Genomic DNA, 22,528 nt, shown 5'->3' on the forward strand with positions numbered 1-22,528 from the left:
GTCCGGAGCATTGTAGTACGTGTGTAGCCCAAGGCGTAAGGGGCATGCTGACTTGACGTCATCCCCACCTTCCTCCGGTTTGTCACCGGCAGTCTCTCTAGAGTGCCCAACTTAATGCTGGCAACTAAAAACGAGGGTTGCGCTCGTTGCGGGACTTAACCCAACATCTCACGACACGAGCTGACGACAGCCATGCACCACCTGTGTTCGCGCTCCCGAAGGCACTCTTCCCTTTCAAGAAGATTCGCGACATGTCAAGCCTTGGTAAGGTTCTTCGCGTTGCATCGAATTAAACCACATACTCCACCGCTTGTGCGGGCCCCCGTCAATTCCTTTGAGTTTCACCGTTGCCGGCGTACTCCCCAGGCGGGATACTTAACGCGTTAGCTACGGCACGGCTCGGGTCGATACAAGCCACGCCTAGTATCCATCGTTTACGGCTAGGACTACTGGGGTATCTAATCCCATTCGCTCCCCTAGCTTTCGTCCCTCAGTGTCAGTTACGGCCTAGCAGAGCGCCTTCGCCACCGGTGTTCTTCCTGATCTCTACGCATTTCACCGCTACACCAGGAATTCCCTCTGCCCCGAACGTACTCTAGCTATGTAGTTTCCACTGCTTTTATCTAGTTGAGCTAGACTCTTTAACAGCAGACTTACATTGCCACCTGCGGACGCTTTACGCCCAATCATTCCGGATAACGCTTGCATCCTCCGTATTACCGCGGCTGCTGGCACGGAGTTAGCCGATGCTTATTCCTCAGGTACCGTCATTGTGTTCTTCCCTGAGAAAAGAGGTTTACGACCCAAGAGCCTTCCTCCCTCACGCGGTATTGCTCCGTCAGGCTTTCGCCCATTGCGGAAAATTCCCCACTGCTGCCTCCCGTAGGAGTCTGGGCCGTGTCTCAGTCCCAGTGTGGCTGATCGTCCTCTCAGACCAGCTACTGATCGTCGCCTTGGGAGTCCATTACACTTCCAACTAGCTAATCAGACGCGAGCTCATCTCTAGGCAGTTAACCTTTCACCTCTCGGCACATCCGGTATTAGCCACCGTTTCCAGTGGTTGTCCCAGACCTAGAGCCAGATTCTCACGCGTTACTCACCCGTCCGCCACTAAATCCGAAGATTTCGTTCGACTTGCATGTGTTAAGCATACCGCCAGCGTTCATCCTGAGCCAGGATCAAACTCTCCGTTTTAATTGGAAAGCTCTATAGCTCATTAGCTGCTCTTTTTTAACTTCAGCTTAGTTATCTTTTTATTTTCTTGACGCAACACACTTGCTGTATAATTGCTTTCAAACTATAATATTTTCAAGGTTCGGTATCCCTTTTCGCGAGTCGCTTCAAGCTCTCCGCTTCAGGCACTTATTCAATATAGCGAACACACTCCCTTGTGTCAACTATTTTCTCCAAATTTCTTTTGGACTGCTTCTTTGTCCCCTGAAACTCACCACAGTGCCGGGTTCTAGGCAACAATGGTTTATGCATTGTCTTCAGTCACAAAGGGGGAAGCTTGAATTTTCAGTCGGTAATAACTTTATTGCATCATTTCTGGGGCGATCGCGGTTGTCTTATCGCCCAGCCTTACGATATTGAGAAGGGGGCTGGTACTAAGAATCCGCAGACATTTTTAAGAGCGTTGGGGCCGGAACCGTGGGCTGTTGCCTATGTTGAACCATGTCGTCGCCCAACGGATGGACGGTACGGTGAAAACCCTAACCGTTTCCAACATTATTATCAGTACCAAGTTTTGATTAAGCCCTCGCCAGATAATATCCAGGAGATTTATCTTGATTCATTAAGGGTTTTAGGTATTCGTCCTGAAGACCACGATATTCGGTTTGTAGAGGATAATTGGGAAGATGCAACGGTGGGAGCTTGGGGTACTGGATGGGAAGTATGGTTAGATGGGATGGAAATTACTCAATTTACCTACTTCCAACAGTGTGGGGGAATTGATTGCCGTCCTGTGTCGATTGAGATCACTTATGGTTTAGAGCGGCTGACAATGTATCTCCAGCAAGTGGAGGCTATTACTAAAATTCATTGGACGGACAATATTACTTATGGTGATGTTTTTCTGCAAAATGAGATTGAGCAGAGTACATACAATTTTGAAGCGTCTAATCCTGAATTGCTGCTGACACTGTTTAGTTTGTATGAGCAGGAAGCTAGTCAGTTAACGGAGAAGGGTTTGGTGTTACCCAGTTTGGATTATGTAATGAAGTGTTCGCACACGTTTAATCTGCTGGATGCTAGAGGTGTGATTTCGGTGACTGAGAGAACTCGCTATATTGCCAGGATTCGGCATTTGGCTAGGAAGGTTGCTCATTTATATGTAGAGCAAAGGGAGAAATTGGGTTTTCCGTTGCTCAAAGATTTAAAACCAGTCATACCTGTTGGGCAAGTAGAAGTCGCGGCTATACAAACGAAATCTGCCTCCGCAGGTTAGCAAACCTTTGATTTTGCATTCTAAATAAGTTAGGCATATCTTAAATCATGTAGCTATTGCTAAAGATCAGAAATACCGTTAAATCTTGAATCTGGAAGATTAAGGCTACAAGATAAGGCCCGCACAGGCGGGCTTTGTTTGTATAAACTTGATGGACTATACTTCACCACAGGCATCAAAATCTTTCAAAGATGTCTATATAAAGAGATGAAAAGCTTACGCAGAGGTACTCCAGCCGCAGATAATAAGAGTTTGGAATATTTGATTCTTGAATTTTATTGCCAAATTCAGCAACGCCAATTTTTCTCTATTGCTACTCTAGCTATTTTTAAGTCAACTGCGAATTCTGGGTGTCAGGTGCTTTTACAAAAAATCTTATGATTCAAACCAGTGGTGTAATTATTTGTCTTGGCTACATTTTTGGGTTGCTCTTTACAGCAGTTCCTTGGGGTGGTGTGTGGATTTTGATTCTGGGGATAGTGGGAGCAATTCTTTTTAGAAGACGCACTAGTATACAACAACTTGCCCAAAAAGCAGAAAAGGCTGGAAGCAAAAATAAGGCAGTGCCTAATACCTGGCAAACTAATCCCCATCCTCGAATATGGCTAGCTGCTGGCTTAGTAGGATTATTGGCAACTCTATATTTTCAATGGCGAGTGCCGCAACCAGGTGCAAAAGATATTAGTCAGTTTGTTCCACCTGGAAATAGCAGTAATCAAGAACAACTTGTGATTGTTCGTGGAGAAGTGGCGAGTAATCCTCGCTTAACTCGCAGTCAGCGAGGACAATTTTGGCTGGAAGCCACTCAGATAGATGAGGTCAAAAATGAAAAAGGTTCAGCAGGTGTCCCAAAAGGAGTAACGGGCAAATTGTATGTGACAGTGCCTATACTTCAGGCGACTGGGTTATACCCTAGTCAACAAATTGCTGTGACTGGGATTTTGTACAAACCAAAGGCGGCTTCCAATCCTGGTGGTTTCGATTTTCAGAAGTTTCTTAAGCAGGAAGGAACATTTGCTGGTTTGATTGGGCGACAAATAAATGTTTTGGATCAGGAACGGAAATGGGGATGGTGGCAAATTCGGGAGCGAATTGTGCGATCGCAAGTTCGTTGGTTAGGTATTCCTGAAGGGCCTCTTGTCAGTGCAATGGTTTTAGGTAGCAAAGCTGTTGATTTACCTTACGATATCCGCGACTTATTTGTACAAGCAGGATTAGCTCATGCTTTAGCAGCTTCCGGGTTTCAAACTTCTTTGATTTTGAGTGTGATCTTACAGTTAACTAGACGGGCAAAAAAAGCAACGCAATTTACCCTTGGCTTTTTAGCTTTAATCATTTTTCTAAGTTTAACAGGTTTTCAACCTGCGGTTCTCAGAGCCGTAATTATGGGTTTTGCGGCATTAGTGGGTTTGCTATTAAAAAGAAAGGTAAAACAGTTTGGATCATTGCTATTAGCAGCAACTCTGTTATTAGTGTTTAATCCTCTATGGATTTGGGATTTAGGTTTTCAATTGAGTTTTTTAGCAACACTGGGCTTAATCGTAACAGTACCGGCATTAGTCAACCGCCTAGCATGGCTACCACCTGCGATCGCTTCTTTAATTGCCGTTCCCCTTGCTGCGACTCTTTGGACTTTACCTGTACAACTTTCTGTATTTGGGGTTGTACCATCTTATAGTTTGTTGCTGAATGTGGTTAGTACTCCATTAATTTCGATCATTAGTATAGGTGGAATCATTAGTGCTTTAGTAGGTTTAATTTGGACTCAGGCAGGAAGCTTCATCGCATCGGTGTTACATTACCCGACAGACTGGCTAATTAAATTAGTGGAATTTTTTAGCAAGTTGCCAGGAAATTCTGTTGCTGTAGGTAGTATATCCACTTGGCAGCTTTTGACGATTTATTTACTGATTATACTGGTTTGGCTAGTTCCTTGGTGGCAGCGACGGTGGTGGGTTGCTAATGTGATTGCCATTGGTTTAGTATTCATCCCCCTTTGGCATTCTACAAATACATTATTTAGGATAACGGTATTAGAATCTGGTACGGAACCAATTGTAGTTGTTCAAGATAGAGGAACTGTAACTGTAATTAATAGTGGTGATGAAGGGACTGGACGTTTCACAATCCTACCGTTTTTACAACAGCAAGGTATAAATCAAATTAATTGGGCGATCGCAACTGATTTTCAAGGCAATGAAAGTAATGCTTGGTTGGAATTATTGCAACGTTTACCAATCAAAAATTTTTATGAATATTCCCCCAATCCAGAAAATTCTATTGCAACTCAGGCAATTCAACAAGAATTACAAAAGCATCAGGGATTTTATCAACCAATGGCAGTTGGTCAAGCTGTCAAAACGGGTTTAATAGTGGCGCAGTTAATCAACGCTCAATTACCCATCTTACAATTGCAAATTTTAGATCAGAATTGGTTATTAGTCGGTAATGTCAAGTCTAAAGAGGTACAGCAATTAGTCAAAAATGGGAGCTTGCCTCGTCCACAAGTCCTGTGGTGTTCACCTCAGTCATTAAAAGATTTAGTTATTGCTCTGCAACCACAAGTGGCGATCGCTTCTTCTGTTAACTTTGATCCAAAGGTTTTATCGGAACTTAATCAAAGCCAAACTAAACTATTTTTTACGGGACGCGATGGGGCTATTCAATGGACACCTGATGGTCAGTTTGAGGCGTTTATTGAAGCAGCAGAAAACAAATCTTCTATCTTATAAAAAACTCATAATTCAGGAATTTTAAAAGCACGATAAGTAAGTTGGTACAATAAAATCAAACTATGTAAAGAAAAAGGAACTAGACCAAAACCCTTATAGCTATTGACTTTAGCAAGATTGCCTATTATCTTATCCCAATGACAATTATTTACGCCTACTTACTTATTTCTTCTTAGGCAAGACTAGCTAAAGATGAGTTTTATAGATTACAAGCCTAGTTAGTACTTAATAAAGTTTCACATTCGCCTACATTATACTGGTCTGGTCTTTGACTGACACCCAATACTTGTTGCAATTTGGGTAAAAGGGGGAAAGAAAAAACCTTTAACCTTTTTCCTGAACCCACTTCTGATTTAAAAATGCAAAACTCCAAGCAGTATTGGGCTAGCACTAACTACTTTAAATTAAAACACAGCATTTTTTAATGAAGTCATGGACTAGACTTGATTATTTAAAATCTGACAGTAGTGGAAATACTTATTTTATTTTTACTTATTTAAATATTTCTTTTACATTGTGCTTATAATTCTTGCTCTAAAAATAGTTAAACTTCATACTTGAGAATAAATCATAGTTTTTTACTATTGCTTAGAAAAACATCTATCCTACTTCACGATCACTTGAACTAGATGTCATTACTTATACCATTGTAGTAGCATCTTAAATGATTGATATTAGAGAAGTAGTTTAAAAATATAGATTGTCTGTCCCCTACATGAATAAAAAATGGGCTGCTAAACGACTTACTATCAATCTCACATCAAGCGAGGCACAGAAGCTTGAACAATACTGTTCAATAACAGGGAGACCAGCAACTGATGTGATTCGGGAGTTAATTCGCTCTCTTGCTACTCAGGAGGAAAAAGGCTTGCAAACTTAGTAAATCATATTGAACAAAAAACAAAATTATGATGATCACATCTAATTAGGGAGTGAAATAAGTGTTTCAGGGTTATTAGTTATTTCCCTGAAAACACACGCTATAGGTAGCAACTGAACACTTAGCTATGCCCAATATGGATGGTTTTGAGGTAATAGTTTACCTATAAGTGAATCCGTAAATTGGTTTTGCTCTCAGTATCAGTGCCAGCATTTTCTAGGAAAAGCACTAGGGGAGTTTAGAGGCAGGGGAACAGTATTCCTGCCCAAACTTCTCTAGAGCTACAAATTACTCAATAAGGTAAATTCTTTGTAGAGACAGCGATTTATCGCGTTTTTCTAACGTATCAGTCTTTTAGACGCGATAAATCGCGTCTCTACATGAGGGCTTTCTGGCTTATCCCAACGCTTCTTCTCAGACCTTTTTAAATTTTGAAGCTTTCAATTTTAAAAACGTTTGAGTAAGATGTTCGGCGATGGTTCAGTAGAGCCGCGATGATGCCATTAGCGTAGCATTCCGTAGGAAAGTCAAAAATTTAAAATTCCCCTTTTCAAGACAGACACTTTAAAAGTCTGGTTGACTACTAAGAGAATATCAAAAATAAATTATTCAGTTAGGTATATTAAGGTTAGCGTAGCGATCGCTAGCCCGGAAGTAACGATAACAAGTTTTTGTCAATTGGGGGACACACTTTTATTTACATTGCCCATCCCATAATCAGTAATGGCTTTACCAAAACTTACTCTTTCGATTCACATCCAGGAGTACAGCGATCGCCCCTTCAACAGCTAAAAATTTGATCAGAGAGTGCGTTATTGTCGCTTATCGTAGGTATCGCTTGTTTTCAATTGCGACGGAAATTTCTCTTACGTTGTTTGTGTCTTGCAACTTCTTTGCGCTTGTGTTTTTCCAAAGGGGTTTCAAAGTGACGATTCTTTCTCATGTCTGGGAAAATACCTGCTTTGGAAACTTCTCTCTTAAATCGACGCAAGGCCGATTCAATTCCTTCATTTTCGCCCACAAATACTTGGGTCATTTTCATCTCCTACTTAATTGGTACTGGGCAATTTCAAAGCATCCAGTAGATCGGAGCGCAAAAAGGGCAGATAATGATTCTGCCCTTAAGACGTTAAAACTTAATTTTTGATTTTAAACCTTAGTAGCGTCCTCGGTTGTATCCGCCACCGCCGCCGCCGCGACGATCGCCACCGCCACCACCAAAGGAACCACTTCTGTCTTCCTTGGGTTTAGCTTTGTTGACTTTTAGGTCGCGTCCCATCCACTCAGCACCATCAAGAGCTTCAATGGCAGCTGTTTCTTCAGCTTCTGTGCCCATCTCTACGAAAGCAAAGCCACGTGGACGGCCTGTTTCACGGTCAGTAGGCAACTGAACGCGTTTTACAGAACCATGTTCAGCAAATACAGAGGTAAGGTCTTCTTGTGTGACCTCGTAGGATAGATTACCTACATAAATTGACATGCGTTATCTCCAAAATCATAGGTGTGTAGAGATTTAGATTTCGGAGACAAGCTTGTTAAGACCAAAAGGGAAAAGCCTGTCAATACTAAAAACAAACGCTGTAACCGAATTTTATTCTCACCTAACTACCTTAGCACATCCTTGAGTTCTTACCCATCCTAAAAAAGGAAGTACTAAGAGTCAGCGATCACAGTTCACCCTCTCAAACATCCTCTAGGTAATGAATTTATAGGCAACTTTAACATTGAGTAGCAAAAATTGCCCAAATAATTGCAAAATAAATGCAGTTCGTCATTGTAACTACCTGGAAATGCCGAGTACACTTGCTGACGCACAGAATTTACTTTCTGATCTGATCGCCCGCTACTGTGAGCGTGTAGATTATCTGATGATTCGCCTTGAAGAAGCAGAAGGGACTGATATCTTGTTGCGTGGCGACAAGGTAGAAACCCTCAGTGAAGGTATCTCCATTGGTGGACATATTCGCGCTTGTTATAAGGGTGGGTGGGGGTTAAGCTGCTTCAACCAACTGGGAACAATTCAGGATCGGATAGAAGAAGCGATCGCTGCGGCGCGAATGGTTGGTGATGAAGAAACTTTACTTGCACCCATTGACCCGGTGCAAGCAGTATGCGTTCTACCCCTAAAAGGCACTGATCCCCGAAAAATTCCCCTTTCCAAGAAAAAACAATTGTGCGATCGCTATACTGAATTGCTCAAAAGTATTGATGATCGGATTACCACTACCTCGGTGCGTTATGGTGACAGCGCTCAAAGAGTGATCATTGCTACCTCAGAAGGAACTTTGATCGAGCAATCTTGGGTGGATATGGAAATGCGCTTTGCCGCCACTGCCAGAAATGGCGAAACCGTACAAACTGGACGGGAAACTACTGGTTCTCGCAAAGCTTACGAAGATTTAACTGATTTGGATGAACAGGTAAAAGGTGCGGCTCAAAGAGCGATCGCAGCTTTATCTTTACCACCTGTCAAAGGCAATACTTATACCGTAGTCATCGACCCAATTCTCACGGGTTTGTTTGTCCATGAAGCTTTCGGGCATCTTTCTGAGGCTGATATGGCTTACGAAAATCCTGATTTGTTAGAAGTTATGACCATTGGACGGCGGTTCGGCCCAGAAGAACTCCAAATTTTTGATGGTGCTGCCTCAGAAGGACATCGCGGTAGCTATTTTTACGATGATGAAGGCACGCCTGCTACAACTACGCAATTAATTAAAGATGGAGTTTTAGTTGGACGTTTACATTCTCGTGAAACTGCTGGCAAGTTGCAGGAAGCGCCTACTGGTAATGCCAGATGTCTGAATTATCACTTTACTCCCATTGTGCGGATGACAAATACCTGGATTGAACGGGGTAAAACACCAGTCAAAGACTTATTCACTGATATCAAAGAAGGAGTTTATGCCCGTAATTGGTTGGGTGGAATGACGAATGGCGAAATGTTTACCTTTAGCGCCGGGGAAGCTTGGATGATTAGGAACGGCAAAATTGCTGAACCTGTGCGGGATGTAACGCTTTCGGGAAATGTATTCCAAACTTTAGCGGATATTGAGGCAATTGGTGATGATTTTTACTGGGATGAATCCGGCGGTTGTGGCAAGGGAGGACAAAATGGTTTGTCAGTGGGTTGTGGTGGCCCTAGCCTCCGAATTCAAGATGTAGTGGTTGGTGGTGAAATGTGATCTACCCGCCGCTATAACTGTTAGTCCGAGTAAACTTAGGTTTTTAGTAGTCTGTCAATCTTAAATTGATAGGCTACTAGTGGTCTATCAATTTAATTTTGCTAGGTTTGTAGTGAGCGATTTATCGCTTAAATCAAGGACTAAAGTCCTTACTACGAACTTTTATAACCCCTCAGAATTAATGAGACAGACCACTAGTTTCACTAAAGAATGCCTCAGTTTAAATCAGCTTGCTAGCCAGAAAGCGACGTTACGCATATAGATTTTGATGTTCTAAAGCTCGTGGATGCCATCTCCCGGTAAATGAGTATAGCGATCGCTTTACACTAAAGCTTAAATTTTTTCATTTCTCAACATCCCTCCAAAGTATGAAAATAACTCATAACTCTAGGTAGTAGCGCCAGTAATAGAGGATTACTAATATATATATAAAGCTGATTTCATATTCACTCTAGTTTTATCTCCCACACCCATTCTCCGTTGCGCGTACTGGAGACATACTGCTTTATCTGAGCCATTTTTATAGCCTCAATTAAGCGTTCCTTAGCACAGCGACAGATATGAAAGCAGATCAATTCCTGAAAAACTATGCCGCAGGTGTCAGAGACTTTACTGGTGTCAATTTAAGCGAGGCAAACTTAAGGGAAGCCAATCTCAGTGATGTAATTTTAGATAGAGCTATTTTAGATGGAGCTAATCTGAGTCATGCTAATTTAGCCCAGTCCAGTTTAATTGAAGCAGACTTAAATGGAGCTGATTTGACTAATGCTAACCTCAGTGGTAGCAACTTAAGCGGAGCTATTTTGGATGGAGCTATCTTGGATGGCGCAGCAATGGAAGGAGCTAATTTGAGTCAAGCTGATTTGACGGTTGCTAAGTTGATTGAAACTAACTTGAGTGAGGCGGATTTGCAGGAAGCAAGCTTGATAGCGGCGAATCTAGATGGAGCGGATTTGAGTGGTGCAGACTTAACTGTAGCCGACTTATCCCAGGCAAATCTCACCCAAGCAGATTTGAATCAGACAAATTTGAGCGGAGCGAATTTGCATGGAGCCAATGTAGAAGGAACTATTCTAGATGAGAATGCTTAAATCTAATTTCTTTAATATGGCTTATGATGTGAAAAATAATTAGCATAGTAAACAATGGGCTTAAGCCCATTGTCTAAAAGCGAGCAAATGTCCGCTATAGTTTATTTAGTTAGTTTATTGCTATTGTCTTGACTGGTGTAGCATCACTGACTTTTGATGAAAAATTATCCAGCCGCAATTAACAAATTCTTATGTGCGTAGGCATCGCACATTTAAGACAAACTAAATCCAGCTTCAGGCTGGATAATAGCTAGAGACAGTTTTGAGATTGAATGTTTTCTTTACTTTTAACTTACCAAATCAACTAAGGCGTTCGATTGGAAGCGGACTATAGATGAAACAGAGCAACCGCGATAATTCTCAGAGGTGAATACTGATAGTGTGATATTAGCTTGACCCGGATCTAATATGCGTTTTACCTTGCAGGTTTGCATTTTGTTGTTGCAGTAAGCAATAATGCGATCGCCAGCCTTGACATCCAACGCTTGAATTTTCACTTAATATCAACCTCGCCCAAGATTTTGTTTAGCTAAAATAAAACATATTGTTATATTTTACTTGCTCAACAATTTAAATATTTATTTAAGTATAACACAAAAACTAAGGGTTTTAAATGTTATCAATTTAATCTTGATAATGTCAAGTTTATTTATCCTCAAAACTCTATTAAATGCTGGATTTTCAGAAAATAAGGATAAATATCGACCTTCTCGCAGCATCCGGTACAGTATGGCATAAGCAGGACTTACGCATTGAAAACCTGAAACCTCGCGTAGCGTGCGCTTCGCGCCTTTCCCTAAAAAAGCTTGATTTTTTCTTATTTTGTTCTCATATTCTGTATGGGAACGAGCAAAAACTCAATTAGTAAGACTTGGGTTGAAAATTCAGATGGTGGTAAATCCCCACTTTGCTCTAAATTTTGGCGAGTAAGATTTTTTCTTTCTATGTTTTTGTTACAATTATTGAAATTTTTACCTAAAAATACCACTATGGCTTTATATGCTGAATTACATAGACATCTGGGCGGTTCCGTCGTACCGCGAGTTCTATGGCGATATTTCGAGCGACATTCTTCGGAGTTGATTTCCCGCTTTGCTGACTATTCACAATTTGAAGATTTTTACACCCGTCCACGCAACAGCTTAGATGAGTATCTAGAATTACACACCTTGGTAGAAAGTGTGCAAACAGTTGAGACTTTGCCTTACTTTATCTATCGCTTGGTGCGGGGTGCTTACATCTTTGAAAATTTGGCTTATCTGGAACTGCGCTACACTCCCTATTTGCGGACACCTGAACATCTGAATCAATCTCAGAGAATTGATAAGATGGCAGAAATTGTGAAAGTAGTAGGACTTGCTAGCCACCAGCCAGAACATCCGATTGTTACTAGCCAAATTCTCTGTATGCACACCCGTTTACCTTATGAGGTGAACAAGGCGATTGTTGATTTGGCGGCACAAAATAAGCAGTATGTCTGTGCAGTCGATGTCGCAGGGGGTGATAGCTATTATGCTGATCGCTTAGAAGAATGGATTAGCTTATATGATTATGCGCGATCGCTAGGCGTTAAAACCACGGGACATCTATATGAAACCACCGCCGGTTGTTACCCCGAACTATTACCCTACCTGATGCGAATCGGTCACGGTATTCAAATACCCCTACTGTATCCAGAGTTACTTAATGATGTAGCTAGACGCGGACAGTGTTTAGAGGTTTGCCCGACAACTTACTTAAAAACTGGTACTTTGCAGGATATACGTCAACTCAAATTAGTTTTTGACCGTTGTTTTGATGCTGGGGTCGATATTGCTATCTGTACTGATAATGCTGGGTTGCACAATGTGCGTCTACCGTTTGAGTATGAAAATCTCTTAACTTACGACATTATCAGTTTTAAACAACTACAAGCTTGTCAGGATGCCGCTTTCCGTCATGCTTTCGCTTGGCCTTACAGTGAACGTCCTGCATCTTTGTTGAACGATTTGCTCAAACCTGAACCACCTAAAGTTTTGGCAACAAGAGATAGTAATTAACGACCACCTAAAGATAAGCAAAAAGTAAGGTGATTTAATGTTAATTAATGTTGCAATCACTGGTTTTTATTATGATGCTGTATAGAAAGCTGTAATGCACAATAGATATCTTGCAAAAACAATGTTTTAGAAATTAAACCAGAGATGTTCACTGATAATTCATCGGTGTTTATTTGTGGTTAATTTTTCGCTAATTCTGATTTTTGCTAGAAGTCTAATGTGCAGTACAAAAAACCAGCAATGATGGAATAAATAGACTTAGATGATTAGTATGCCTGGGTTAAGTTTAAGCGCCAACACCTTCTGTAGCACCACCAGCTGAAATCCAAGCTGAAAGGCCACCTTTGATTTCAGCTACTTCAACAAACCCTTCCCCTCTCAGAATTTGTGCAGCCTGGGTTGTATGCTCATCAGTGTCGCCATAAATATAGATATGGCGTTCTTTATGTAGGGCAGATTTGGCTTTAGATGCCAAATCGTCTAATGGAATGGGTATTGCTCCACTGATCCGACCGTGATTGTAGGTGTGGCGATCGCGCACATCAACAATTGTAAAACCTGGTTGACCCCATTGCAAACGGGTCTTTAAATCATGGACATCAGCAACTAAATTATTACTCATAAGCTTTTCCTGCTTATTACCTCACAAGCAATTTATCAAAAATCGCCTTTTAATTGAGTTTTCAGTGTAATAAGTTAATAATTTGCAACTAGCTAGTTGAAAATAATCTCTCATCTCTCCCTACTTCCCTTATGCCCAGAAGCTATAAACTATAATTTATGGCATCTACTATTCAAGCTCTACCAACAGAAGTCGTATATCTTATTACAGCTGGTGAGGTAATCGACTCTTTAGCCTCTGTGGTGCGGGAATTGGTAGAAAATTCCTTAGACGCAGGTGCAACACGAATTGTGGTTTCTTTATGGCCCCAGCAATGGCGAATTCGTGTGGCAGATAATGGTTGTGGAATGAACCTAGATGATTTGCAACAAGCAGCCACAGCCCACAGCACCAGTAAAATTCGCTCTAGTGACGATTTATGGAAAATTAACAGTTTAGGGTTTCGTGGTGAGGCGTTACATAGCTTAACAACTCTGGCAGATTTGGAAATTTTGAGCCGTCCTGTGGGTGGAAAATTAGGATGGCGGATTAGCTATGGCGATGGTGGGAAAGTTGTGCAAGTTGAAGTAACTGCGATCGCACCTGGTACAGTGGTGACAGTTTCCCATCTTTTTGGTAATTGCTCATCACGTCGTCAGGGATTACCCACAACAGCACAGCAAATGAAAGCTGTGCAAGCCACAATTCACCAAATCGCTCTGTGTCATCCCCACGTCACCTGGCAGATTTGGCAAAATGACCGTCAATGGTTCACCATCTCTCCAGCTGCAACAACTGGGCAACTGCTACCGCAGATTTTACCCCAAGTGCGACAAGGTGACTTGCAAGAAATAAAACTCGAAATACCCAACCCATTAAACTCAGAACTCCTAACTCCTAACTCCTCACTCCCCACTCCCCACTCAGCACTCAGCACTCAGCACTCAGCACTAAATTTAGTGGTAGGATTACCCGATCGCTGTCATCGTCATCGTCCAGATTGGGTACGTGTAGCCATTAATGGACGGATGGTTAAAACACCGGAACTAGAGCAAACGATATTATCAGCATTTCACAGAACACTACCACGCGATCGCTATCCAATTTGTTTCTTACATCTTGCCATTTCTCCCGATCAAATTAACTGGAATCGCAATCCAGCAAAAACAGAAATTTATCTCAACGAAATCATTTATTGGCAAGAGCAAATTACCCAAGCAATTAACCAAGCGCTCAGTATCTCTTCTAACAATCTCAAAGAAGCTGTTCACACAACACGAGTTAGTAAATTACTCAAAGCCGCAGAAGCCAAAGGCGGCTACAATTTCAATTCCCAAAATCCCAAGGAAGATTGCAAAAATCCTAATTCCTTGAAGGCTGTCGCTCAAGTTAGCAACACCTATATTGTGGCTGAACATCCAGGTGGTATGTGGTTAGTAGAACAGCATATTGCCCATGAGCGAGTTTTGTATGAGCAATTATGCGATGATTGGCAACTTGTCCCCATCGAACCGCCAATCATTCTTTATCAATTGTCATCAGCGCAAGTATCGCAACTGCAACGCATCGGTTTAGACATAGAACCCTTTGGCGAGCAACTTTGGGCAGTGCGAAACATCCCTGTACCTTTGCAACAGCGAGACGACTGTGCAGAAGCAATTTTAGAACTTAGTTGGGGAGGTGACTTACAAACAGCCCAAGTAGCTGTCGCCTGTCGCAGTGCCATTCGTAATGGTACACCCATGAATCAACAAGAAATGCAGACACTTTTAGATAATTGGCAACGCACTCGCAACCCTCGCACCTGTCCCCACGGACGGCCAATTTATTTATCTTTAGAAGAATCAGCTTTAGCCCGATTTTTCCGGCGTAATTGGGTAATTGGTAAAAGTCATGGAATTTAATTTTAAATTTAATACAAGCGCATAAAATTTTAATTAACTTAACTGTTAATAATCCGTTCTACCGCAACAGAAATATCTGGAAATGCTAGCGGTTGAATTGTTCCCGTAGTTAATGTCGATTTTGTTGCATACTCTCCATCTAAGATTTCTCGAAACACTACTAAGTGTAGCTTTTTAAGATTTACAACCCAATACTCTAAAATACCTGCTTCTGCGTAGATTTTGCTTTTTATCTCTAAATCTTTTTCTAAACTGGAGTTAGCATACTCAATCAACCAGAAAATATTTTCTGGATAGGGATGATGCTCTCGATACTCACGTCCCAAACGTTGGACAATGGCAATATCTGGTTCGGGTTCCGAGTCGTTGGGTAAGGTGATAGGCTTGGCTTCACGAATTTTGGCGCGTTCAGCCAATAACTTTGCTATATACTCACCAGCTTCATCACTACAATAAGCATGGGGTTCCCCTTCCGGCGACATTTCGACAATTTCCCCCTTAAGTAGTTCAACTTTGCGATCGCTCAAAATGCCAGCATCAATCATGCGGTGATATTCGTCAATCGTCCATTTAGCAACAATAAAAGTCATGAGGATTGATTCCTCTCAATAATTCTTGATATTTTACCATCTTAAATGGACTTCAAAGGAAGCCGTTAGCGCCTCTGTGTCCTTATAGTCAAGATTGAGGCTATACTTAATTGGCAAGAAATTACAATCTAATTTTTATAAAAGCTATTAATTGTTATTGAAGTTTAATACTTATACCTTCGGGTAGAAGGAAAACACTATTGTAATTTCTAAGCTAGTGATTAAGTTTTTTGATGGATGAAATTATGCTGAACATTATTGCTTGGATCATTCTGGGTTTAATTGCTGGAGCTATAGCAAAAGCCATTTATCCTGGTCGTCAAGGTGGTGGAATTGCTTCAACTATGGTTTTAGGTATCGTAGGTGCTGTGATCGGAGGATTTTTAGTTACTCTTTTAGAGACAGGGAGATTTCAATTAACTGCTGCAACCCTTAGTATACCAGGTGTAATTGTTGCTGTAATTGGCGCAATAATTGCCATCTTTCTCTGGAACCTATTAGCTAATCGTGCCAGTTATTAGTTGAATTAAATCTCTAGAAAAATCATGGTGAAAAGCAATTTCTTAGGAATTTACCCTTTCAGATTTTACGCAAATACAAAAACTCCACTTCCTTAAGGTTAGTGGAGTAATTAATGTTAAGGCATCAGTAATGAATCATGGTTAGTGTTGCTGTACTGCAAAAACTAAATTATTCTAAAGCTTTTTTAAGTTCATCTTTAATGTTTTCTACAGTGTGACCAACTTGGGCTTCAGCTTGCTTTGCTTGTCCTTCAGCTTTATCTTGTGGATTTCCAGTTATTTCACCCACAACCTCTTGGATTTTTCCTTCAATATTCTTTACGGTAGCTTCTACTCTTTTTTCGGTACTCATGGCTTTTATGTCTAGCTTGTAGTTGATTCAGCTATTACATAAACTAACAGTTATGTATTCTTTTTGACCTCCATCAACCGATAGAAGAATTCGGTCGGTTATCTATCTTAAGATAGATACGGTGAGCTACAGAGTAAGCAAGTAAAAAAATCCGAATTCATAGAAATTTGCACTGTTCACATCCCCGACTTCTTTGAGAAGTCGGGGATTTAACTTTTCACAAAGTATTTAGGACTGCTATATACATCTTCATAGAAAATTAGAGAAGTCAAAGCAAATTTTCAATAAAAGGACAGAAAAGGAGTGGCAACAAAACGTCAAAAAGATGTATGGAGGAGTGAGATTAATGACATTATTCGGGGTGCTTGCGGAGGTTTTTTATTTGGCATCCCTTTACTGTACACAATGGAGGTTTGGTGGATTGGATCGCGGGCAAAACCACAACTGATGATGATGGCGATCGCATTTATGTTTATCGTGGTGTACTTGCTCAATCAGATAGAAGGCTTTCGGAAACGCAGATATAGCTGGCTAGCTCCTCAAGCCGCAATGGATACCGTAGAAGCGATCGCGATCGGACTAGCTTGCTCGACCTTTGTGCTGCTACTATTGCGAGAATTGACACTAGAAACTTCTCTAAAAGAATCTTTAGGTAAAATCATCTTTGAAAGTGTGCCATTTGCTCTTGGTGTAGCATTAGCCAACCAGTTGTTGGGAGATAGTAGAAACAGCAATGGAGAAGGACAAAAAGCAGACAGCAGAACCAGCAACAAAAAAGATGAGTTAAACGCCACCTTTGCCGATGTAGGTGGAACCCTAATTGGTGCAACCATAATTGCATTTAACATCGCTCCAACAGATGAAATTACTATGCTTGCAGCCGCAGCCTCGCCACCTTGGGAGTTAGCAATGATCGCCACATCTTTACTAATTTCTTATGGCATTGTATTTCAAGCAGGCTTTTCTGACCAACAAAAGCGAAGAGAGCAAAAGGGAATTTTCCAACGACCATCGAGCGAAACTATTATGTCTTACCTAGTGTCACTCCTAGCAAGCGCTTTTATGCTGTGGTTCTTTCAAAAGTTAACTTTTAGCGACCCTTGGACAATGTGGTTAGATCACACCTTGATGTTGGGCTTACCTGCAACTATTGGCGGTGCAGCCGGCAGGTTAGCAATATGACTCAAACGGAACAACCACCAAAGCGCTCAATAGCTGAGTGGATAACATTCAGCGTCGCCTCATTTATCCTAGCAATCATTGTGAGTTTAGTAGGTTACACTTGGCTGAACGAAAAGAATCAACCTCCCATTCTTTCTGTTACCAAAAAAGAAACAATTCGGGAAATTGATGGCCAATTTTATGTTCCTTTTGAAGTTGTGAATAGTGGAGGAGATACAGCTGAGTCAGTTCAGATTATGGCTGAGTTAATGATTAACGGTAAAGTTACAGAAACAGGAGAGCAACAGGTTGATTTTTTATCTAGTGGGGAAAGTGAAGAAGGCGCATTTATATTCACCCAAAACCCGCGTCAAGGTCAGTTAAATTTGCGTGTTGGTAGTTATAAATTGCCATAGAGAAGATAATATCCCCGACTTCTCAAAGAAGTCGGGGATATACGGCTTGCAATTCTTACAAGTCAAATAGAATTGCTATATGACTCATATTTGATTTTTGAAAAACTCAGTATAACTCAAAGAGCCTTCTTTTTAGTTGCCTATTGCCTCTTACCTGCCCACCCTACGCGAACAAAAATCAAAGCAAATTCATATAATTACTAACACGCAGTAGTTTAAGCTTTAACTTTAGCTTTTGACCAAACGCCGTTTTGATCTTCATCATATTGCTGATGAACAGACTCCCAAGCAGCTTGTTCGGCTGTGAACTCGTCATTTTTTTCATTGAAGACAGTATTATAGCGCTCAATGAATGTGCGTTGAGCTTCATCAGAAAGATGAGCGCGAACTTCAGGAGACAAGTCATCTGGACTGTTGCACTGTCCATGACAAGGGCGAGCAAAGGTTTTTTCGATCGTGTTAATTTCTTCGCCACCAGCACTTTCTAGTAGCAATTGAAATTCGCCAGTGCGATCGCTCGGAACTTCTGCCATCAGTAAGAATTCGCCAGCTTGTAAGCGGGTTTGGTAGATAGTCGCTTTATCTTCTGGCATCCCCAAAGTAGTTAGAACCGACACCAGACCGGCACCTGCACTACCTGCGATCGCTCCACTTGCAGCCCCCAGCAACACTGCACCAATAGGCCCGGCTGCTACGATTGGGCCAACAAAGGGAATAAATAGTACGCCTACACCAGTGAGCAAGCTGAGAAAGGAACCAAACAAGGAACCAAAAACTGCCCCCGTTCTCAAACCTCCCAGAATCACATCCTTTTTACTTATAAAGCCTGCAATTCTAGTTTCTGACTGAAAGTTTCTACCCATGACCGAAATATGGTCTCTAGGTACACCCCTGTCTAGTAAACGTCGAATTACATCATCAATTTGCTTCTGTTCTTTGAATACAGCAGATATAGTACGTTCTGCTTTGTATACTTCTGTCACTTAAGTACTCTCCCTGTATTATTTTGTTTGTGCAATGGATATGGTGAAGAGGTAGATGCAGGCAGATTAATTCTTTTACACCAGTTAGAAGACAATACAGTTCAGTTAAGCATTTCTTTATTCTCTCAGTGCCGCGCCAGTTGCTACCCTGCGGGAACGCTTTCAGCGAACAAGTCGGGGAACCCGCCCAACGCACTGGCTTCTCTGCGTCTCTGTGGTAGCCTGCGGCAAGCCGCTCCGCGTCTACGTAAAAAAATTGACTTTGACAAAGAGTTTTAGCTTTAACTGAACCGTATTGAGTTAGAAGCAGGAATCAATCCTGCTTCTAACTGGTTTTACATACAGCCATCTCAACTCAGACGTTATAAACTACACACCTACAGGAGTCTTAGCCCCAGATGCTGGCTGTCTACCATCTGGATCTAATGCCTCTCCTTCAATAAATGAACGCAGCATCCAAGCTATCTCCTCATGCTGTTCCAGCAGTCCAGTTAAAAAGTCAGCAGTTCCTTGATCGTGGAAATCATCACCAGACTGATCTACATGGTCTCTTAAGTTACGAATAACCTGCTCGTGATCATGCACTAAATTAGCTACCATCTTCGTTGCTGTGGGAACATTACCAGCATGTTCCTTCAGGGTAGCAATCTTAAGAAATCCTTCCATTGTGCCAACTGGATAACCGCCCAAAGCACGAATCCGCTCTGCCAAGGCATCAATATTTAGAGTCAGCTTTTCGTAGTGTTCTTCCCAAAGCTGGTGCAAAGAGCGGAACTGAGGGCCAACGACATCCCAGTGATACTTTTTGGTTTTCACCAACAGTAGATAGGCATCTGCCAAATCTTTATTTAACAGATTAATTACACCTTGACGCTGTTCTTCTGTCAACCCAATGTTTATCGCACGCATTGTTTTTCCATCCCTAAGCAAACTTATTTACTAACTTCTCAAATTTCAGATACATTCCACATCAACCAAAGGAAACATTATGAGCTTAGATTAGTTACTCAATTCATAATTGTGCCTATGTCTTAATAGGTATTATTTAGCCAATAGTCTAGTTATTATCCATTTTAAACTCCAAGTATAAGAATATTAAATATAATAGTTAATTCATACTATCTAAACTCAGTTTTCCAACAATGCTCAGGTGAAGATAGCTTTATACTTAATTAATTTAATTGGCTCTTCAGTACTTAGTATGCTAAATTAATATACTAAAAAGCTGAAAACATTGCTACACAACAAAAGCAGGCATTATTTTTAACATTTTAGGTCATCTTTTGGACTTAAGCGTTCTAAACTTGATTTTAAAGTCTAGTTTTGATGTTTAACTAATAATTTGGCATAACAGGTACTGAAGAACCATTTAATTTACCAGCCTGCTTAACATTAAAAATGTAGTAATGGGTCATTGCTTTTACACAATGACCCATTACTACCCAAAAATTACCAGAACTATTAATTTAGTTACTTACCTGTAACTTTCTCTAACACATTCTTAATATTTTCTTCCACAGAGGTTGCACCCTGTGAATTCTCAGGACGCTTCTGCTTGTCAATATCAGCATCTCCCTGAACCTCGTTGAGTCCTTTGTTAGACTCCTTTTGAACCTTTTTCAATCCTGCTGGTGGTTCTTTAGCAGCTTCATCAGTTTTGCGCTGAATGTCAAGCAGTTGTGTAGTGCCTTCGGTAGGATTACTTTGATAGCTATCGATTGCAAAAGCAGGAAAAGCACTAGATAACAGTAGTAAGGCGCAAGTAAAGCCTACAATTAGAAAACGTACTGGACTTAAGATAGATAAAACAGAAGCAATAATCTTCATTTGAAATCCTCGATAACAGCTTTAACAACGCAGAACTTTCACGGATAAAGCAGAGCTTATATTTTTATTTGGCAAATTGAGCAATAATAAAAATAGCAAGCTAAACTTCAATCAGAAAGTTCTTGATCAAAGGAACCTGATAAATAGATGAAGAAATTATCTTTGTATTTCTGCATCGAATGAATAAGGGATAATAAGCAAATACCACCTTAATTCTGTAGCAAAATTTTTACATTTGATATTGACATTCTTTTCTCAAGGTTCCTTGTTTCTACTTGTACTTTGAAAATGCTAAAGCCTGCATCAATCTCTAGAATGAACTTTTCTATATCTGTGGTTGTAATAAAAATCAGTCTCTAGATATATCGACTTAATATAGTTGTCGCAGATTAATGACTCTGGGATTTGTGTTCAGTTAGCTCGACTTTATCGAATCAATGCACTTTCACAAATATGCACTTTGTAGTATACTTGTAAAGTATAAATTTATATAAATATCCCCTTTTTTATGGGGAAAAATAAATCTTTTCTTTAAACTTGATAAGTCTGCCTTATTACTTCTTCTATTGAACTTACTCGATTGAACATTTCTATTAATTCATGGGATCTTGTTTTTCGCTGCGCCAGTAGTACTTTTAAGGGCATTAAATAATGAACATCGGTGTCATTTCCCAAAGCAACTTCGGCTGCTTGCAAGACTTTTGTCGCATTCTCAAAAATATCCTCGTTGTCAAAACCTTCTTTTGCTGAAATTTGATGTAATCCTGCATCGGGTACAGTTTCTCTACCCAGTAAGGTATTATCTAACACCAAACCTTTCAATAAAGCTAGCAAAGACGCGTAGATTAAAAAATCATCACAACTATCACAAGCTTTAAATTCAATGCGTCCTACTTCAGCCGGAATGCGGGCGATTTTTGTTAGTGAAGGTATACTATTAATTAGTTGTTCTTCTTTCTGAACAAAAACTAGGGCTGCTGGCCTTTTCCCAGTTCTGATAAATGTTCGTACCGATAACCCATCCCATAAACCTCCGTTATAAAAAGGGGAGCTATAACTAAAAGGGACGATATAGGGACTATAATAAGTTAACTTTCTGCCGATATCAATTACACTTTCAGTAGACAAATCTGCCACTGAAATATTTAAATCTGGCCCATAAGATACCATGTGAATATTAGCAGTTTGTTCGTCAGGATAAGCCTCTAGCTGTTTGATTTCATAATCATTTAATGGAGGTTGAGGTTCAAAAGCCGGATTGTAGGGATTAAAACTGACCAAAACTGGTGATAAGTCAAAGTTAGCAGCAACTTCACGTAGTAAGTGAAAACTTTCTGATAATTCCGTAATAGCGCCTTGAATATCAGAATGTATAGTTGTTCTAATTTCAATACCTTTAACATGACAGTCTATCACTTCATCGGAATCTGCAAATCTTTCAAATCCCTCAATGTACCATCTCTTCATTTTAATACCCGCATCACCTACGCGCAGTTGAGGATAATCGCTGGGATATGTGGGTAACTTTTCAATAATTTGATTAAAATCAGCAAATTTTGTGTGGGAAAAATCAGCAAATTTACCTTCTTTATTTAGGAACGCGACTTCATGCTCAATGCCAAAGAAAAACATTATCTATACCTTTATTGCTTATAGTTAATCTAATCTAACTAATAGATAGATATTTCCAAAAATTAAATATGCTTTCTCTAGAACCCTTGTAGAGAAGTAGCACGAATATTTGAGATACTCCAATCAAATTTACTTTAACTATAAAGATTCTCAATAACAGGATAA

20 protein-coding genes and 1 rRNA gene (1 of these 21 running past the window's edge) are annotated in these 22,528 nt (G+C 40.6%); 10 read left to right on the forward strand and 11 right to left on the reverse strand.

Going from position 1 to position 22,528, the window contains the following annotated elements:
- Positions 1-1,194 (reverse strand): 16S ribosomal RNA (locus tag ACFFRD_RS26640); it reaches 295 nt to the left of the window's first position.
- 316 nt (positions 1,195-1,510) lie between these two features.
- Between ACFFRD_RS26640 and glyQ the strand changes: the two genes are divergently transcribed.
- The gene (glyQ, locus tag ACFFRD_RS26645) at positions 1,511-2,449 is read left to right on the forward strand and encodes a glycine--tRNA ligase subunit alpha (RefSeq protein ID WP_392478533.1); all 939 of its coding nucleotides are present in this window, start codon (positions 1,511-1,513) and stop codon (positions 2,447-2,449) included.
- A 377-nt stretch (positions 2,450-2,826) separates the two neighbouring features.
- Positions 2,827-5,181, forward strand: a complete 2,355-nt coding sequence (locus ACFFRD_RS26650) for a ComEC/Rec2 family competence protein (protein WP_392478534.1) — start codon at positions 2,827-2,829, stop codon at positions 5,179-5,181.
- Positions 5,182-6,905: 1,724 nt separating this feature from the next.
- On the opposite strand, the gene rpsU is transcribed toward ACFFRD_RS26650, so the two are convergent.
- Positions 6,906-7,097: a 30S ribosomal protein S21 gene (gene rpsU / locus ACFFRD_RS26655; protein ID WP_069073774.1), complete on the reverse strand. Its 192-nt coding sequence runs from the start codon at positions 7,095-7,097 to the stop codon at positions 6,906-6,908.
- 120 nt (positions 7,098-7,217) lie between these two features.
- The gene (locus ACFFRD_RS26660; RefSeq protein ID WP_114085123.1) at positions 7,218-7,541 is read right to left on the reverse strand and encodes an RNA-binding protein; all 324 of its coding nucleotides are present in this window, start codon (positions 7,539-7,541) and stop codon (positions 7,218-7,220) included.
- Between the two features lie 310 nt (positions 7,542-7,851).
- Here ACFFRD_RS26660 and ACFFRD_RS26665 point away from each other — a divergent pair, with 310 nt between their 5' ends.
- A complete protein-coding gene (locus ACFFRD_RS26665) occupies positions 7,852-9,246 on the forward strand; it encodes a TldD/PmbA family protein (RefSeq protein WP_392478535.1) in 1,395 nt (464 codons plus the stop codon).
- Positions 9,247-9,806: 560 nt separating this feature from the next.
- A complete protein-coding gene (locus ACFFRD_RS26670; protein ID WP_179071308.1) occupies positions 9,807-10,337 on the forward strand; it encodes a pentapeptide repeat-containing protein in 531 nt (176 codons plus the stop codon).
- Positions 10,338-10,624: 287 nt separating this feature from the next.
- On the opposite strand, the gene ACFFRD_RS26675 is transcribed toward ACFFRD_RS26670, so the two are convergent.
- Positions 10,625-10,834 (reverse strand): hypothetical protein, encoded by a 210-nt coding sequence (locus ACFFRD_RS26675; protein ID WP_041565457.1) that lies wholly within the window; start codon positions 10,832-10,834, stop codon positions 10,625-10,627.
- 492 nt (positions 10,835-11,326) lie between these two features.
- Here ACFFRD_RS26675 and ACFFRD_RS26680 point away from each other — a divergent pair, with 492 nt between their 5' ends.
- On the forward strand, positions 11,327-12,376 hold the full coding sequence (locus ACFFRD_RS26680; RefSeq protein ID WP_392478536.1) for an adenosine deaminase: 1,050 nt from the start codon (positions 11,327-11,329) through the stop codon (positions 12,374-12,376).
- Positions 12,377-12,662: 286 nt separating this feature from the next.
- Here the strand turns inward: ACFFRD_RS26680 and ACFFRD_RS26685 are convergent, their stop codons facing one another.
- On the reverse strand, positions 12,663-12,998 hold the full coding sequence (locus tag ACFFRD_RS26685) for a rhodanese-like domain-containing protein (protein WP_174711253.1): 336 nt from the start codon (positions 12,996-12,998) through the stop codon (positions 12,663-12,665).
- 158 nt (positions 12,999-13,156) lie between these two features.
- Here ACFFRD_RS26685 and mutL point away from each other — a divergent pair, with 158 nt between their 5' ends.
- Positions 13,157-14,881: a DNA mismatch repair endonuclease MutL gene (gene mutL / locus ACFFRD_RS26690; RefSeq protein WP_392478539.1), complete on the forward strand. Its 1,725-nt coding sequence runs from the start codon at positions 13,157-13,159 to the stop codon at positions 14,879-14,881.
- A gap of 38 nt (positions 14,882-14,919) precedes the next feature.
- Here mutL and ACFFRD_RS26695 read toward each other — a convergent pair whose 3' ends face one another.
- The gene (locus ACFFRD_RS26695) at positions 14,920-15,471 is read right to left on the reverse strand and encodes a Uma2 family endonuclease (RefSeq protein ID WP_392478540.1); all 552 of its coding nucleotides are present in this window, start codon (positions 15,469-15,471) and stop codon (positions 14,920-14,922) included.
- A gap of 248 nt (positions 15,472-15,719) precedes the next feature.
- Here ACFFRD_RS26695 and ACFFRD_RS26700 point away from each other — a divergent pair, with 248 nt between their 5' ends.
- Positions 15,720-15,992 carry a GlsB/YeaQ/YmgE family stress response membrane protein gene (locus ACFFRD_RS26700; RefSeq protein WP_392483171.1) on the forward strand — a complete coding sequence of 91 codons (273 nt, stop codon included), beginning with the start codon at positions 15,720-15,722 and terminating at the stop codon, positions 15,990-15,992.
- Positions 15,993-16,161: 169 nt separating this feature from the next.
- On the opposite strand, the gene ACFFRD_RS26705 is transcribed toward ACFFRD_RS26700, so the two are convergent.
- Positions 16,162-16,344: a CsbD family protein gene (locus ACFFRD_RS26705; RefSeq protein ID WP_012409675.1), complete on the reverse strand. Its 183-nt coding sequence runs from the start codon at positions 16,342-16,344 to the stop codon at positions 16,162-16,164.
- 303 nt (positions 16,345-16,647) lie between these two features.
- On the opposite strand from ACFFRD_RS26705, the gene ACFFRD_RS26710 reads away from it, so the two are divergent.
- Both ACFFRD_RS26710 and ACFFRD_RS26715 read left to right on the forward strand, forming a co-directional pair.
- Positions 16,648-17,526: a TIGR02587 family membrane protein gene (locus ACFFRD_RS26710; RefSeq protein WP_392478541.1), complete on the forward strand. Its 879-nt coding sequence runs from the start codon at positions 16,648-16,650 to the stop codon at positions 17,524-17,526.
- Positions 17,523-17,921: a TIGR02588 family protein gene (locus ACFFRD_RS26715; protein ID WP_392478543.1), complete on the forward strand. Its 399-nt coding sequence runs from the start codon at positions 17,523-17,525 to the stop codon at positions 17,919-17,921. The genes ACFFRD_RS26710 and ACFFRD_RS26715 overlap by 4 nt, the downstream gene beginning before the upstream one ends.
- A 215-nt stretch (positions 17,922-18,136) precedes the next feature.
- On the opposite strand, the gene ACFFRD_RS26720 is transcribed toward ACFFRD_RS26715, so the two are convergent.
- On the reverse strand, positions 18,137-18,904 hold the full coding sequence (locus ACFFRD_RS26720) for a ChaB family protein (protein ID WP_392478545.1): 768 nt from the start codon (positions 18,902-18,904) through the stop codon (positions 18,137-18,139).
- A gap of 27 nt (positions 18,905-18,931) precedes the next feature.
- Here ACFFRD_RS26720 and ACFFRD_RS26725 point away from each other — a divergent pair, with 27 nt between their 5' ends.
- The gene (locus ACFFRD_RS26725) at positions 18,932-19,183 is read left to right on the forward strand and encodes a hypothetical protein (RefSeq protein ID WP_392478547.1); all 252 of its coding nucleotides are present in this window, start codon (positions 18,932-18,934) and stop codon (positions 19,181-19,183) included.
- A 90-nt stretch (positions 19,184-19,273) separates the two neighbouring features.
- Here ACFFRD_RS26725 and ACFFRD_RS26730 read toward each other — a convergent pair whose 3' ends face one another.
- From ACFFRD_RS26730 to ACFFRD_RS26740, 3 genes are all read right to left on the reverse strand, one after another.
- On the reverse strand, positions 19,274-19,813 hold the full coding sequence (locus ACFFRD_RS26730; RefSeq protein WP_114085114.1) for a Dps family protein: 540 nt from the start codon (positions 19,811-19,813) through the stop codon (positions 19,274-19,276).
- Between the two features lie 561 nt (positions 19,814-20,374).
- Positions 20,375-20,731 carry a hypothetical protein gene (locus ACFFRD_RS26735; protein ID WP_114085113.1) on the reverse strand — a complete coding sequence of 119 codons (357 nt, stop codon included), beginning with the start codon at positions 20,729-20,731 and terminating at the stop codon, positions 20,375-20,377.
- A 531-nt stretch (positions 20,732-21,262) separates the two neighbouring features.
- Complete coding sequence (locus ACFFRD_RS26740; protein WP_392478548.1) at positions 21,263-22,363, reverse strand: glutamate--cysteine ligase; 1,101 nt, start codon at positions 22,361-22,363, stop codon at positions 21,263-21,265.
- Positions 22,364-22,528: the final 165 nt, after the last annotated feature.

Origin of the sequence: Nostoc sp. C110 (genome assembly GCF_043099725.1) — a bacterium.
Lineage (GTDB): Bacteria > Cyanobacteriota > Cyanobacteriia > Cyanobacteriales > Nostocaceae > Nostoc > Nostoc muscorum_A.

Coding starts and splice junctions, on each gene's coding strand:
- ACFFRD_RS26650 (WP_392478534.1), top strand. CDS start 2,827: ATGATTCAAACCAGTGGTGTAATTATTTGTCTTGGCTACATTTTTGGG.
- rpsU (WP_069073774.1), bottom strand. CDS start 7,097: ATGACCCAAGTATTTGTGGGCGAAAATGAAGGAATTGAATCGGCCTTG.
- ACFFRD_RS26660 (WP_114085123.1), bottom strand. CDS start 7,541: ATGTCAATTTATGTAGGTAATCTATCCTACGAGGTCACACAAGAAGAC.
- ACFFRD_RS26665 (WP_392478535.1), top strand. CDS start 7,852: ATGCCGAGTACACTTGCTGACGCACAGAATTTACTTTCTGATCTGATC.
- ACFFRD_RS26670 (WP_179071308.1), top strand. CDS start 9,807: ATGAAAGCAGATCAATTCCTGAAAAACTATGCCGCAGGTGTCAGAGAC.
- ACFFRD_RS26680 (WP_392478536.1), top strand. CDS start 11,327: ATGGCTTTATATGCTGAATTACATAGACATCTGGGCGGTTCCGTCGTA.
- ACFFRD_RS26685 (WP_174711253.1), bottom strand. CDS start 12,998: ATGAGTAATAATTTAGTTGCTGATGTCCATGATTTAAAGACCCGTTTG.
- mutL (WP_392478539.1), top strand. CDS start 13,157: ATGGCATCTACTATTCAAGCTCTACCAACAGAAGTCGTATATCTTATT.
- ACFFRD_RS26695 (WP_392478540.1), bottom strand. CDS start 15,471: ATGACTTTTATTGTTGCTAAATGGACGATTGACGAATATCACCGCATG.
- ACFFRD_RS26705 (WP_012409675.1), bottom strand. CDS start 16,344: ATGAGTACCGAAAAAAGAGTAGAAGCTACCGTAAAGAATATTGAAGGA.
- ACFFRD_RS26715 (WP_392478543.1), top strand. CDS start 17,523: ATGACTCAAACGGAACAACCACCAAAGCGCTCAATAGCTGAGTGGATA.
- ACFFRD_RS26730 (WP_114085114.1), bottom strand. CDS start 19,813: ATGCGTGCGATAAACATTGGGTTGACAGAAGAACAGCGTCAAGGTGTA.
- ACFFRD_RS26735 (WP_114085113.1), bottom strand. CDS start 20,731: ATGAAGATTATTGCTTCTGTTTTATCTATCTTAAGTCCAGTACGTTTT.
- ACFFRD_RS26740 (WP_392478548.1), bottom strand. CDS start 22,363: ATGTTTTTCTTTGGCATTGAGCATGAAGTCGCGTTCCTAAATAAAGAA.